The 13,213-nt window shown below is 71.9% G+C and carries 11 protein-coding genes, 1 tRNA gene and 1 riboswitch; of the genes, 3 read left to right on the top strand and 9 right to left on the bottom strand.

What is annotated here, in order from left to right; genetic code table 11:
* Positions 1 to 44: 44 nt before the first annotated feature.
* Entirely contained in the window at positions 45 to 677 is a 633-nt protein-coding gene (locus BLQ03_RS09155; protein ID WP_090755091.1) for a DsbA family protein, read from the top strand.
* Here BLQ03_RS09155 and BLQ03_RS09150 read toward each other — a convergent pair.
* Genes BLQ03_RS09150 through BLQ03_RS09135 form a run of 4 tightly spaced genes read right to left on the bottom strand, consistent with a single transcriptional unit; the run spans position 625 to position 5,055 of the window.
* Positions 625 to 1,395, bottom strand: a complete 771-nt coding sequence (locus BLQ03_RS09150; protein ID WP_090755089.1) for an ABC transporter ATP-binding protein — start codon at positions 1,393 to 1,395, stop codon at positions 625 to 627. The genes BLQ03_RS09155 and BLQ03_RS09150 overlap by 53 nt on opposite strands.
* On the bottom strand, positions 1,392 to 2,375 hold the full coding sequence (locus BLQ03_RS09145) for a FecCD family ABC transporter permease (RefSeq protein ID WP_090755087.1): 984 nt from the start codon (positions 2,373 to 2,375) through the stop codon (positions 1,392 to 1,394). The genes BLQ03_RS09150 and BLQ03_RS09145 overlap by 4 nt, the downstream gene beginning before the upstream one ends.
* Positions 2,372 to 3,193 carry an ABC transporter substrate-binding protein gene (locus BLQ03_RS09140; RefSeq protein ID WP_245688784.1) on the bottom strand — a complete coding sequence of 274 codons (822 nt, stop codon included), beginning with the start codon at positions 3,191 to 3,193 and terminating at the stop codon, positions 2,372 to 2,374. Before BLQ03_RS09140 ends, BLQ03_RS09145 begins: the two co-directional genes overlap by 4 nt.
* Positions 3,187 to 5,055 (bottom strand): TonB-dependent receptor plug domain-containing protein, encoded by a 1,869-nt coding sequence (locus tag BLQ03_RS09135; RefSeq protein WP_090755085.1) that lies wholly within the window; start codon positions 5,053 to 5,055, stop codon positions 3,187 to 3,189. Before BLQ03_RS09135 ends, BLQ03_RS09140 begins: the two co-directional genes overlap by 7 nt.
* A 125-nt stretch (positions 5,056 to 5,180) precedes the next feature.
* Positions 5,181 to 5,375: riboswitch (cobalamin riboswitch) on the bottom strand.
* A 237-nt stretch (positions 5,376 to 5,612) separates the two neighbouring features.
* Between BLQ03_RS09135 and BLQ03_RS18575 the strand changes: the two genes are divergently transcribed.
* The gene (locus BLQ03_RS18575) at positions 5,613 to 5,795 is read left to right on the top strand and encodes a hypothetical protein (protein WP_217629689.1); all 183 of its coding nucleotides are present in this window, start codon (positions 5,613 to 5,615) and stop codon (positions 5,793 to 5,795) included.
* A gap of 38 nt (positions 5,796 to 5,833) precedes the next feature.
* Here the strand turns inward: BLQ03_RS18575 and BLQ03_RS09125 are convergent, their stop codons facing one another.
* A complete protein-coding gene (locus tag BLQ03_RS09125) occupies positions 5,834 to 7,714 on the bottom strand; it encodes an acyl-CoA synthetase (RefSeq protein WP_090755082.1) in 1,881 nt (626 codons plus the stop codon).
* 208 nt (positions 7,715 to 7,922) lie between these two features.
* On the opposite strand from BLQ03_RS09125, the gene BLQ03_RS09120 reads away from it, so the two are divergent.
* A complete protein-coding gene (locus BLQ03_RS09120) occupies positions 7,923 to 8,438 on the top strand; it encodes a CAP domain-containing protein (RefSeq protein WP_090755080.1) in 516 nt (171 codons plus the stop codon).
* Positions 8,439 to 8,502: 64 nt separating this feature from the next.
* On the opposite strand, the gene BLQ03_RS09115 is transcribed toward BLQ03_RS09120, so the two are convergent.
* From BLQ03_RS09115 to BLQ03_RS09100, 4 genes are all read right to left on the bottom strand, one after another.
* Positions 8,503 to 8,578, bottom strand: a tRNA-Thr gene (locus tag BLQ03_RS09115).
* Positions 8,579 to 8,621: 43 nt separating this feature from the next.
* Positions 8,622 to 10,433: a heme biosynthesis protein HemY gene (locus BLQ03_RS09110; RefSeq protein WP_090755078.1), complete on the bottom strand. Its 1,812-nt coding sequence runs from the start codon at positions 10,431 to 10,433 to the stop codon at positions 8,622 to 8,624.
* Between the two features lie 11 nt (positions 10,434 to 10,444).
* On the bottom strand, positions 10,445 to 12,349 hold the full coding sequence (locus BLQ03_RS09105) for a COG4223 family protein (protein WP_090755077.1): 1,905 nt from the start codon (positions 12,347 to 12,349) through the stop codon (positions 10,445 to 10,447).
* A gap of 124 nt (positions 12,350 to 12,473) precedes the next feature.
* Complete coding sequence (locus tag BLQ03_RS09100) at positions 12,474 to 13,178, bottom strand: uroporphyrinogen-III synthase (RefSeq protein ID WP_090755075.1); 705 nt, start codon at positions 13,176 to 13,178, stop codon at positions 12,474 to 12,476.
* Between the last annotated feature and the right edge of the window lie 35 nt (positions 13,179 to 13,213).

Raw genomic sequence — 13,213 nt, 5'->3', positions numbered from 1 at the left:
CCCCAACGTTTCTAGCCTGCCCCCGGATCACCGAAAGGACGCCCATGCCCAGCCGCCGCGCCACGCTTGCCCTTCTCGCCGCCGCGGCGGCCTCGCCCGCGCTAGGCCAGACGGCCGACCGGCCGAACCCGATGCCCGGGGAACTGCGCGAGGCATTGGAACGGGACCGCAACGGCATCGTGCTGGGCAACCCGGACGGCAATGTCACGCTGACCGAGTTCTTCGATTACAACTGCCCCTTCTGCAAGAAGCTGGTGCCCGCGGTGCAGCGCCTGATCGGCGCGGATCCGCAACTGCGCGTCGTCTTCCGCGAATGGCCGGTCTTCGGCGAGGGCTCGGACTTCGCGGCGCGGGCGGCACTGGCCGCGCGCGAGCAGGGGAAATACTGGCAGGTCCACGCGGGACTGATGGCGATGAAGGACCGCGCCGCCGAGCCGTCCGTGATGCGCGTCATCCGCCGGCTGGGGCTGGACGAGGCGAAGCTGCGCGCGGCGATGCAGTCCGACCCGGTCGAGGATCACATCGCCCGCTCCTTCATGCTGGCCGAGCACATGAGCCTGATCGGCACCCCCACCTTCATCGCCGGCGACGAAGCCCTGTTCGGCGAGCAGAGCTTCGACGATCTCACGGCTCTGGTGGCACGGGCACGGAAGACCCTGGGGGTGGCGGCAGGGTGACGAAGACCGGCCCCGCGGGCGTCGGCACGAAGGCGCCCGAGACGCCGAAGACCTGTTCCAGCCGCGCAGGCGTCAGAACCTCGGACGGGCGGCCGTCGGCGACAAGGCGCCCCCGGTCCATCAGCACCAGCCGATGGCAGAAGCGCGCGGCCAGCGCGAGGTCGTGGATCGAGGCGATCACCGTGCGCCCCTGCCGCGCGAAGCGGGCGAACAGCTCCATCACCGCGAACTGGTGCGAGGGGTCGAGCCCCGCCACCGGCTCGTCGGCCAGGATCAGCGGCGTGCGTTGAGCAAGCAGCCGGGCGATCAGGACGCGGGCCAACTCTCCGCCGGAAAGCTCGGTCGCGCGACGGCTTGCCAGATGGGTGACGTCCAGCGCCGCCATCGCCTCGGCCACGGCGGCCGCGTCGGCGCGACGGTCGGGATCGGCGCGGCGGCCCAGGCGCACCAGCGCCTCGACCGGGATGGGCCAGGCGATCTCGCGCGCCTGCGGCAGCCAGGCGGCACGGCGGGCGCGGCGGGCAGGGGAGAGGGCTGTAAGGTCCGACTGCCCCTCGGCCGGGATCAGCCCCAGCGCGGCCTGCATCAGCGTGGTCTTGCCCGCGCCATTGGGGCCGATCAGGCCGACGAAGCTACCCGCCGGCACCTCCAGCGTCACATGATCGACGGTCGGGCATCCGTCGCGCCGCACCGTCAGGTCCTGCAGGGACAGGCTCATCGTCCAGCCTGCGTGCGCCAGATGAGGTGCAGGAAAACTGGGGCCCCCACCAGCGCCATCATCACCCCCAGCTTGAGGTCGCGTTCCGGCAGGATCAGCCGCACCGCCACATCCGCCGCCAGCACCAGCGCCGCGCCCCCCAGGGCTGCGGCGGGCAGCAGGCGCGAGGGCATCGCCCCGACGGCGCCTCGCAGCAGATGCGGCACGACCAGCCCGACGAAGCCAATCGCCCCGGCAACGGCCGTCGCGGCCCCGACGGCGGCGGCGGCGCCCAGCACCACAAGCAGCCGCAGCCGCGCAAGGTTCACGCCCATGGAGGCTGCGGCTTCCTCGCCCAGCGACAGCGCGTCGAGGTCACGGCCCGCCCGCGCCAGCGCGACCCATCCCGCCAGCATCAGCGGGGCTGCGGTCAGCACATGGCCCCAGCTGCGGTCCGCAAGCGAGCCCATGGTCCAGAACATGATGTCGTAGGCGGCGAAGGGATTGGGCGAGAGGTTCAGCACCAGCGCTGTCAGCGCCCCCGCCAGTGCCGAAACGGCGATGCCGCCGAGGATCAGGCCCAGGCCCCCGGCCCGGCGTCCCGCCAGTCCCAGGATCAGCGCGACGCCCCCCAGCGCGCCGCCCAGGGCCGCGAAGGGCACGCCCAGCGCCAGTGCCGAAACCCCCGCCTGGATCGCGACCACCGCCCCCAGCGCGGCCGAGGCGGAGATGCCGATCAGCCCCGGCTCAGCCAGGGGATTGCGCAGGTAGCCCTGCAGCGCCGCACCGGACAGCCCGAGGCTCGCGCCGACCATGATGGCCAGCACGGTGCGCGGGGCCCGGATCTCGCGCAAGACGATGCCCAGCGGCCCCTCGCCGGTCCACAGCGCCTCAATCCCTGCGCGGAGCCCGGCATCCGCGGGTCCGGTCAGCAGCGAGGCGAGCGCCAGCGCCGCCACCAGCGCGGCGAGGCTGCCCAGAAGGCGCGCGTCCCGTCTCACCGCAGCGCCTCGGCTTCGGCCGAGAGCATGGCCAAGGCTTCCAGCGAGCGGGGCAGGGCGCAGGTCCACAGCGCATCCGGCACGCGCAGGACATGGCCCTCCAGCCTCTCCAGCGCGGGATGGTCCAGCACCTCCTCGGCGCGCGAGGCGCCGGGATAGGGGCTGCCGGTCACGATCAGGTCGGGCTGGGCCATGACCAGCACCTCGAGCGGGACATAGCCCGAGGTCTCCATGCCCAGCCGGTCCGTCACCAGCGCGAATCCTGCCCGGCGCAGGATGTCCCCGGCCAGCGTGTCCCCCGCGATCGAATAGCCGTTCGCGCCCCAGGTCGCGGCGGTCGGCGCATCCGGCCCTGCGGGGCGTGCAAGCCTTGCCACCTCGCGGTCGAAGTCGGCGATCATCGCCTCGGCCGTCTCGCTGCGGCCCAGGGCCGCGCCGACCTGGGCGATGGCGTCCCGCGCCTCGGCCAGCGAGGTGGGCGGTGCGACCTCGACCACCGGAACGCCCAGCCGGTGCAGCATGGCGACGGCGGGGCCGCCGAAGCTGCCCGCCAGCACCAGGTCGGGCTTCAGCAGATAGATCTCCTCGGCCCGGCCCCGGTTGGTGGGATAGGCCATGGCCTCTTCCACCATGGCCGAGGAACGGGGATCGAGGGCAAGATAGGACACCGAGACAAGCTGCCCCGGAGCGGCCAGCGCCATCGCCAGCTGGTCGGTGCAGAGGTTCATCGACACGACCCGCTTGGGCGGCTCGGCCCCGGCGGGTGCCGCAAGACCCGCCGCCAGCGCCAGCACCGCCAGGGCGCGCAGGCTTACCACCGCGTTTCGATCCCCAGCCAGGCTGCGCGGCCGGGCGCGGCATAGCCCCAGGTTTCGGAATAATCCTCGTCGAACAGGTTGGTGACGCGGGCGGACAGGCGGGCCTGGTCGGTCAGGTCATAGCTGGCGGCGAGGTTGACGGTGGTGAAATCCGGCAGGTCCTCGGTCGCGTAGCTGCCCCAATACTGCGTGTCGGGCAGGTCGCGGACATGACGCAGGTCGGCCGCCACCCAGCCGCGCCCGCCGAAGGTCTGCAGGCTTGCGTTCACGGTCAGTTCGTGCCGGGGGCGGCGGATCTCGACTGCGCCGTCCGAGTTCCTTGCGTCCAGATAGGTATAGGCCGCGCCGATCGTCAGCGTATCGGTGACGTCCTGACGGTAGGTGAGCTCAATCCCCTCGCGGCGGCTGGTGCCGTTCTGGTTGTAGTAGTTTGTGCCATTCGGCAGCAGCAGGCCGCTGAAGGTGATCTCGTCCTCCAGCCGCTCCTTGAACCAGGTCACGTCGATGACGCCCCGCCCGTCCGGCAGGCCGTATTCGACCCCGAGATCGATGCTGCGGTTCTCCTCGGGCTTGAGGTTCGGGTTGCCGACATAGCCATAGCCGCCGAGGATCTCGAAATACTGCGGGTTACTGACGCCCGTCCCGGCCGAGGCGTGCAGGCGCAGGGGCGTGCCCTCGATCCGCCAGGACAGGCCCGCGTTCCAGGTGGTCTTGGACTCGAAGTCCGAGCTGTCGTCGTGGCGCAGGCCCAGCTGCAGATCGAGTCCGTTGGCATGGGCGCCCCGGTATTCCAGTGCCGTCGAACGCGTCTCGCGCCGGTTGTCGGCCACGCCCGTGGCCTCGTCGGTGATCCAGTCCTGCGCCAGCGCAAGGGTCTGGTCCGCTTCGGCGACGGACCCGTCCAAACCGAAGGTGGCGCGGTATTTCAGCGCCCGTGTCCGCGCGCGCGAGGTCGCGCCGTCGTCCTGTTCCAGCCGGTGGCGGGTGTCTTGCCAGGCGAGCCGCTGTTCGAGCCGCCCGTCCAGCGAGGTCCTGCTGGCCCAGACCGTGCCGATCCGCTCGTCGCGCCTGGCTTCGTCGTCGCTGTCGATCAGGTAGTTGTCCTTGTCCGAGGCAAACCAGTTGGTGCCGTCGAACTCGTAGCGTTCGTCCGAGCGGCGCGCCGAGAAGCCGAAGCGCAGCGTCTCGGTCGCCTCGTATTCGCCCGACAGCGCCAGCGTGCCGCGGCGAATGCCGTCGTCGTCGCCCCCGTCGCCGGCCGACACGTCATGGCCCTTGTCGTCGCGCCAGGACCAGTCGCCCTGCAGGCGCCAGCGGTCGCCCACCAGCGATTGTCCCAGCGCAAGCGCCTCGCCGTTGCCGATCTCGGCGCGCGCATAGCCCCCCGTCGCCTCGGCCCTGCGGGTGATGATGTTGACCACGCCCGAGGCGGCGTTGGACCCGTAATAGACCGTCTGCGGGCCGCGCAGCACCTCGATGCGTTCGACATCGGCCAGGTCGAGGCCGGACAGGAAATAGGGCTGGTCGCCCGCCGCCGCGCTGACGCCGTCGATCAGGACAAGCGTGTGCCGCGTTTCGCCGCCCCGGATGCGGACGGCAGTGTTCGAGGTGCCGGTGCTGCCGACCGAGACGCCCGGCAGGGCGCGCAGCGCGTCCTGCAGGCTGGACACGCCGCGGCGGCGCAGGTCCTCGGCGTCCAGGACGGTCGCCGCCCGGCCATAGGCGCCGGCCTCGACGGGCGAGAAGCCGGCCGACAGGATCACGGGGTCGAGCGTCACACGCTCCTGCGCCAGGGCAGGGGCGGAAAGGATCAGCGTGACGGCAAGGGGTGCGGTGGTCAGGCGAAGGGTGCGGATGGACATGATCGGTCCCGGGATGGCGGGGCAGCGCCCGCAAGGTTGGCGTGGGTCCGGGGGACAGATCGGCCCCGCAGACGGTTGACGGATCACCGCTGCGGCATGCCGCTTCGCTGGCGCGCCCCGCACCATCGAAAGGGTGTCGCCGAGCAGGTCTCCTGGCTTGCGGGTCATCACGGCGGCCGGCCTTCCCGGGGCAAGCCCCAGTGGCATGTCGGCGCCGCTCTCCGCGCACAGTTGCGGGGGCAGCCACGGCCTCAGCCCTTTGGGGCCGTCCCGTGTTCCCTTTCAATCCGGCAGGGCCGGAACTCGGACAGCGGCAGATACGCGCAGGGTCGGGGCCGCGTCAATGGCCGGGCGGGCCCCGTCGTTGCCTGTCCCGCCCGCGCGTGCCATGCCCGGCCCGCCAGATGCCGCGAAAGGCCAGCCCATGACGCGGCCCTCGCCCTTGGGGCGCTGTTCCTGCCGGGCTTCCTGCTGCGGGTCGCGGCGCTTCCCTTCTGGAACCTGCTGCGCAGCCGGCCATGGGCGCAGTCGGCCATGCAAGGCGCCAATGCAGCCGTGTGGGTATCCTCGCTGCTGCGCTTCACGATCCCGTCTTCACCAGCGCCATCCACGGCCGCGCGGATTTCGCGCTGGCGGCAGTGCTGTTCGTCGCGCTGGCGGTGTGGAGGGCGCCGCCCTGGATCATCGTCCTGCTGGGCGCCGTCGCGGGATCAGTCATGGCCCTTGCCGGGCAGGGCTGATCCCAAGGGGCTGGGCCGGGGCGCGGGGACTCAGCTCCTCAGGCCCATTCCCAAGGGACAGTGAACTCGCCCAGCCGGCGGGTCACCTCGGCCTCGTCCGTGCCCGGAGCCCGGGTGACGCGGGCGGTCAGGCCGTTCCGGCGATGCTCGACCACCTCGGCGACCGAGGCGCCCGTGCCCTCCAGCGCCGCCGACAGGACACGAGCAATGGCCAGCTTGCGCAGGGCGGGCTTGAAGACCTTGCCCACGGCGGTCGTCGGCAGCTCGGGCATGATCTCGATGTGCTTGGGGACGGCCGCGCGTTCATGGATATGCGCGCGGGCATGTCCGGCCAGTGCCTCGGTCGGCACCGAGGCCCCGTCGCGCAGCTGGACATAAACGCAGGGGAGTTCGCCCGCGAAGCTGTCGGGCTGGCCGATCGCAGCGGCGCCGACCACATCGGGATGCGACAGCATCCCTTCCTCGATCTCGGCCGGGTCGATGTTGTGGCCGCCCCGGATGATCAGGTCCTTGGCCCGGCCCGTGATCCACAGGTAACCGTCCGCGTCGATCCGCCCGAGGTCGCCCGTCCGCAGGAAGCGGTCCTCGGCGAACAGGTCGTGGTTCTTGTCCGTCTCGGTGTAGGTCGAGCCCTCGAAGACGCCGGGATTGGCCACGCAGATCTCGCCCACCTCGTCGGTGCCGCAGTCCTTGAAGCCCTCGGGCGTGCGCCGCAGGATGCGGACATGGGTATAGGGCAGGGGGATGCCGACCGAGCCCACCTTCTTCAGCCCGTCCACCGGGTTGCAGCTGACAAGGCAGGTCGCCTCGGTCAGGCCGTAGCCCTCGGCGATCTCGACGCCGGTCGCCTGCTTGAAGCGGTTGTAAAGCTCGACCGGCAGTGCGGCCGAACCTGAAATCGCCGTGCGCAGGCTGGAGACGTCAGCGTTGACCGGACGCTGCATCAGCGCGGCGATGGCGGTCGGCACGGTGATCAGGAAACTCGCCTGCCAGCGCTCCACCAGCTTCCAGAAATTGTCCATCACGCCCTCGCCCCGGTATCCGGCCGGCGTCGGCATCACCATCATCGCGCCCGACTGGATGCAGGACATCAGGATCGGATAGGCCGCGAAGACGTGGAACAAGGGCAGCGGGCACATCAGCACGTCGTTTTCCTGAAACAGCAGCGAGCCGCCCAGGAAACCGTTGTAGATCATCCCCGAATACTTGTGCTGGGCGATCTTGGGCATCCCCGTGGTGCCGCCCGTGTGGAAATAGGCGGCGACACGGTCGGCCTGCACGTCCTCGAAGGCCAGCCGGTCATGGGGCTGGGCCGAGGCCGCGGCCTCGAAGTCCAGCACCCGCGCCTTGTGCCTGGCCACGACGCGCGGGCGCAGGAAGCGCACGACCAGCCGCTTGAAGCGGCTGAGGTACCGCGCCAGGTCAACCTCCAGCAGGGTCTCGACGTTGGGCGCCAGTTCCAGCGCGGCGGCGGCCTTCTGCGCCACGTCCGACTTGGGCATGGATTTCAGCGTGACCAGCACCTTGGCGTTGGTTTCGCGCAGGATGCTGGCGATCTGCTCCGGCTCAAGCAGGGGGTTGATCGGGTTTACGATCCCCGCCGTCGCTCCTCCCAGCAGCACGACCGGCGTTTCCAGGCAGTTCGGCAGCAGGTAGGCCACGGTATCCGTCGGGCCCACGCCGAGGCTGCGGAACAGGTTCGCCGTTTCGGTCACCCGCTCGTGGAACTCCGTCCAGTTCATCGTGCAGGCACGGCTGCGCGGGTCGGCCAACAGCTGGAAGGCCAGTGCCGGGCGCTGCGGAGATCGGTCGCGGGCAGCCGACAGGAAGCCATAGATCGTCCTGGGCAGCGGCCGGTCGGCATAAGGCATCTCGGCCTCGATCCGGTCACGATCCGCGATGCTGACAAAGCGCGACATCGGCTCCCCCTCCGCAATTCCCGCAAGGGGAAGATGGGCCGAAACCTGCCGAAGGGGCAAGTTGCCGACGACGGACAGCCGCCGGAACGCGGCGTCAAGCCTTGGATCAGGCGAATGCAACACAATCTTTGGTTGATCGTAAACGGGCATCGTATCAGCTGACGCGTGTGCGCCAGAGGGCGGATTGCCAGCCAGATCAGAGGCCAAGATGAAAACAAAGCTTTCGCTCGCCGCCGCGGCTCTTACCCTGATCCTGCCGGGAGCGGTTCTGTCCGAGCCGCTGCGCGTGCAGGCATCCGCACCCGGCGCCGCAAGTTGCCTGGCGACCAGCCGGGGCGAGAACGAAGCCGCTGCCCGCGTGACCAGCCAGCAGCGCGCGGCCGCCAACCTGCCCCCGGTCCGCGCCAATGCGCGCCTTGCCCAAGCGGCGGCAAAGCACGCCTGCGACATGGCCCGCCGCGGGGTCATGGCCCATCAGGGCAGCCGCACGCAGGGTCCTGCGCAGCGGGTCAAGGGCGTGGGCTATCGCCCCACCGTGACGGCCGAGAACATTGCCGCCGGTCCCTTCGACCTCGGACAGGTGCTGACGGCATGGAGCCGGTCCTCGGGTCACGCGCAGAACATCATGCTGCCGCCCGTGGCCGACTTCGGCATCGGCCGGGCGGTCGGGTCGGACGGCAAGACCGTCTTCTGGGCCGCCGTCTACGCCGCCCCCCGGGGCTGAGGCGCATCCCCGAAAAGGCAGCGCCGCCCGGCAGGGGCGGCGTGGCAGGCGAGTGAATGGGAACTGGTGCCGCAGAAGGGACTCGAACCCCCGACCCCATCATTACGAATGACGTGCTCTACCAGCTGAGCTACTGCGGCGTGCGGGGCGGATTAGCACCATCCCGCGCGCAGGAAAAGGGGGTCAGCGCATTTCCTGCCCCGGTGACGTCAAAGGCTCGACATCGGGCCGCACCGGGGGCTCGCCCGCAGCCGGATTGATCACCTCGACGGTGACAACGGTCGGCGCCTCGGCCGCCGCGGGCGCCGGGTCAACGGAGGGCTGCGGAACTGCCCCTGCCGCGGCTGCCTGGGCGTCCGGTGCCTGCCGTTCTGGGCCGGTCATCCCGGGGGCCGAGGGCTCGGCCCGTGCCACCTCGCGCCGCGGTTTCCTGTCCGCAGGCTTCTCGCGGTGGGTCACGGTCGAGGAAGGCTCGTAGTCCGAATCACGCTCGACCATGCCGGGCCGGACGGGGCGGGGTGCGGGGCGCTGCGGCTTGGGCGCGGGCAGGGACGGCGAAACCTCGGCCAGGGTCTGGTCCTCGTGGGCTCCGGCAGTGTCCGGCGCGTGCCGGGGACGGCCGACGATCAGGGGCAGCATCTCGACCCCGTTGCCCGCCATCGCCATGCGCGAATCCACCGGTGGCTCGCGCCAGGTCAGCGTGTCGAAGCCGTGGCAGCTGTCGCAGACGGGCGACCATTCGGCCATGATGTTGTGGCAGTTGTCGCAGACCCACTGCGGGCCGCGGCTCGCGTTCATCGCGCGCGCGAGCCAGCCGCGCACCACGCTGTCATCCGCGCCCGAGCCGCGTTCCACCGCTGCCATGATCGCGATGGACCGCACGGTCGGATGGGTATCCGCGATGTCGCCCAACGCGCGGCGCGCGGCAGGGAAGTCTTCGGCCGCCAGCGCCAACTCGGCCCGCAGCAGGCGCGATTCCTCGTGGTCGGGGTTCTGGCGGATCAGGTCCTCGAAGCGGCGCATCCGCTGGGCAGGCGTCTCGTCGGGTACGATCTCAGCATAGGCGGCTGCCAGCGAGGGATGGGGCTGCGCCCCCCAGGCCTTCTGCAGCAGGCGGCTGGCGTTGCGGGTGTCCTTCTGCGCCAGATAGCTGCGCGCCGCCAGCACGGCGGCCGGCACCAGGTCGGGCGAGGCCTTGTTGGCGCTGATCGCGGCCTCGCGCGCGCTGATGGAATTGCCGTGGGCCAGCACCTCGGAGGCCTCCTGCAGGGCCAGCACGGCGTCGCGGCGGATCGCCACGTCCTTGGGCAGCGCGCCCTGCTTCCGCTTGTCCTTCAGCGTCGAGCGCGCGCCCTTCCAGTCATGGGCGCGGGTCTGCAGCGTCAGCAGCGTGTCCTGAAGCCCTGCGTTGGTGGGCTTGATCGCATAGGCCTTTTCGGCCAGCCGCAGCGCGGTTTCTGTGTCGCCCATCACCAGGCGCTGCTGCATCAGACCGCGGATGCCAACAAAGCGGGTACGGTTGTCGGCCAGCATCGCGCGGTAGACCTGCTCGGCATGGGTGGCGTCGCCCGCCGTCTCGGCGGCCTGGGCGGCCAGCAGGTTGGTCAGGTGCGGCTGATCAAGGTACTTGGCGGCGCGCTTGGCATGGTCCTGCGCCAGCCGGCCCTCGCCCGAGGCGACGGCCAGCATCCCCTCGGCCAGCGCCTGGTAGCCGCGGCGTTCACGGGTGCGGTCGAAGTAACGGTGGATCGCGGTGCGGTCGCCCGCGAGGAAGCGCAGGAAGGCCAAGACCAGCCGCAGGACCTGCACGGCCAGCCAGGCGAGGAACAGCGCCACGACGGCGGCGATTGCGGCCTGCACGGGTCCCAGCGTGTATTCGACCCCGTTGAACTGGACCAGCAGAGGCTCGCCATGTTCGGCCAGGTACATCGCCCCCAGCGCCGCCGCCAGCACGACGGCGAAGAAGAAGGTGACCTTGAGAAGCGTAAGCAGCATCGGCGGGAACCTCAGTTGGACGGGGCTGCGGCGGCGTCGGCCGGCGGCGTGTCGGGTTGGTGCAGGGGCACGGTGGCCGTGATGACCGGCGGCGTGGGGCGGAGTGCCGCGCCCGTGGGTGCCGGTTCGGCGGCCGGGGCGGAAGGTTCGGAGGTGGCGGGCGCTTCGGCGGTCCCCGCCTCGGGCTCGGGTTCAGGGGGCGCTTCGGCGGCCGCGGCATCGGCGGCCGAGGCAGGCTGGGCGGCCGCCTCGGACGGCGTGGCGGTTGCGTCAGGGGCCGCGTCTTCCGTTGCGGGGGCTGCCGGGGCGACCAGCGCGCCCAGGGCGGATTGCGCCGCGACATAGGCCTGCGCCTGCGCGGTCCAGTCGGCCATGGCAGGGCGTGCGGCTTCGGGCAGGGCGTCCAGTTCGTCCAGAGCCGCCTGGATCTGGCCGCGCTCGACCGCCGCGCCTGCGCGCGACAGGACCGCATCGGCGTCCGAGCCCTCGCGCGGCGCGACCGAGCGGGCGCCGGTCTGGGCGCGCAGGAAGTTCCCGATGATGCTGCCCTGTCCCTCGGCCGCCTCGGCCTGCAGCGAGGCGCGCACAGCGGCGCGCGCGGCAGGCGGGAAGGCGGCGACAAGCGCGTCCAGCGTCGGCACCTGGGCTGTCAGGGCAGGGGGCGGCGTCACGCCAGCGTCCTCAAGCTGCGCCAGCGCGGCCGAGGGCGAGTCGCCGGTCTGCAGCGCCTCGCCGATCGCCAGCGCGGCCGAGGCGGCCTGGGCGCGGCGGGCAGCGTCCTCGGCCGACTGCGCCAGCGCGGTGGCGCGCGATTCCGCCTCGGCCAGCCGCGCCTGAGCCTCGTCGGCGGCGGTGGAGAGGCGCTGGGACAGGGTGTCGGCCTCGGCGGCGAGCGCGTTCAGCCGCTCGACTGCCGCGGCATCGACCACGGGGCGCTGCGCCAGTTCGTCAATCTGGGCCGCTTGGGCTTCGAACTGCTGCTGGAGAGGGGCCAGATCAACCGGGGGCGTGTCGCGCAGGGTGGCGACTGTCTGCTCCAGCGCGGTGAGCCGCGCGGCCTGTTCCTCGGTTGCCGACTGCAGAGGGGCAAGGTCCACGGTCTCGGCGGGCGCGCTCCGCAGGGCGGTCACGGCCTCGTCCAGCGTGGCAAGTTGCTGTGCCTGGGCGGCGAGCGTGGTCGCGACCGAGGGGTCTGCACCCGGCGCGGCGGGTGCCTCGGCCAGCAGCTTGGCGGCGGCATCGGCACCCGCCTGGCGGGCCTGTTCGACCAGGGGGCCGCCCTGGTCCGCAAGGCTGGCACCTGCGGCCTGGGTCGCGGCCTCCGAGGCGGCCTGCCGGGCGGCTTCGACGGCGCGAGCCTCAATCTCGGCCGCCTGCCGCTCCATCTCGGCGCGCAGGGCCTCGGTGCCGGCGCTGTTCGCGACGGGGGCAGGCTGCCATGCGGGGGGCAGGCGCGGGACGGCCCACCACGCCGCCCCGGCGCCCAGCGCTGCCGCGATGACGCCGCCGAGGAACAGGGGCATGAAGCCGCCCCGACGCCTGGGGGCAGGCGTCCGGGTGCTGCCGGCGTCGTTGGACGCCGTGCTCGGGGGAGCGGGCCGCGTCACTGCCGGAATGGCCGAGCGGGTTTCCGTCGCCTCGATCCGGGCCTCCGACCCCGCACCCGCATCCACCTTGCCGCCATCAGGCATGTCGATCGTGACCGGCCGTTCGGGACTGTCCTCGTCCATGGGCCGCCGGGACATGGCCGGACGGTCGCCGTTCTCGCCCACCAGCGCCGACTCGATGGGCGGCGCGGGCGGCACCTCGGCGCTTGCGGAATCGGGTGCCGACGCCTCGTGCGAGGGCAGGGCCGTGCCGGGGGCCGCCGGCTCGGGGCGGCGGTGCGGTGCGGCGTCGTCGGGGCGGTCGGTCATGGCGCGGCGATCCCTTGAAGTTCCCGGTGGCAACCCAGCCCCCGGTGCGTCGAAAACCCTGGCAGAAGACACGCCGCTGAAGGCGGCGCGGTGGCGCCAACCCTAGACGGGCGCGCCGGCCTGCTCAACCCGCGCCGAGGGGCGCGCGTTCCGCATCCAGCAGGCGGTGAATGGCATGAACAATCCCTTCCGCGTCAGGCTTGTCCGCGACCTCGGACCGCAGGGGGCCGCGCATCCAGGCCCCGGCCCAGGCGGCCTCGGCCGCGGGGCTGATCGGCACGATCCACAGCGGCGCGGTTGCGTCCCGCGCCGCCTCTGCCGCCAGCTTGGCCGAGCGGGGCGAGAACAGCGGCAGGATGACCGGCGCGGCCCCCTGCAGCAGGGCCGCGCCCTCGGGTGGCAGGGGCAGGGCCTGCTGGTCATAGACGACGACGCCCGGCATCGGCAGCCGCGCCGCCAGATGCGCGCCATGCGGATGCACCCAGCCCGGCCCGAGGTCCTGCAGCATCGGCATCAGCCCGGCCGCGTCGCCCGGCCCCTCGGTCACGTCGAATCCCGCCGCCCGCGCGCGCTCGGCCGTCCGGGGGCCCACGCAGAAGGCGGGGCGTCCCGCGCCGGGACCGGCAAAGGGCACCGCGTTTTCCGAGGTGAAGACCAGCCCCTTCGCCCGGTCCAGAGCCTGCGCGTCATGGGGCACGGGCACGATCCGCTGCAGGGGTGCGACGACGCAGCGCAGGCCCAGCCCGGCGATCTGCGCGGCAAAGCGGCGTCCGGCAGGTTCGGGCCGCGTGATCAGGACCGCGGGCGGCAGGGGGGCGGGCTCTCGCATGGCGTTTCCTTCGGGCCGGTGCTAACCCCCGATAA

The organism is Paracoccus chinensis, from assembly GCF_900102885.1.
GTDB classification, from domain to species: Bacteria; Pseudomonadota; Alphaproteobacteria; order Rhodobacterales; family Rhodobacteraceae; genus Paracoccus; species Paracoccus chinensis.
Note: the sequence above shows the minus strand (reverse complement) of the source record. Positions and strands in the feature narration are given on the sequence as shown.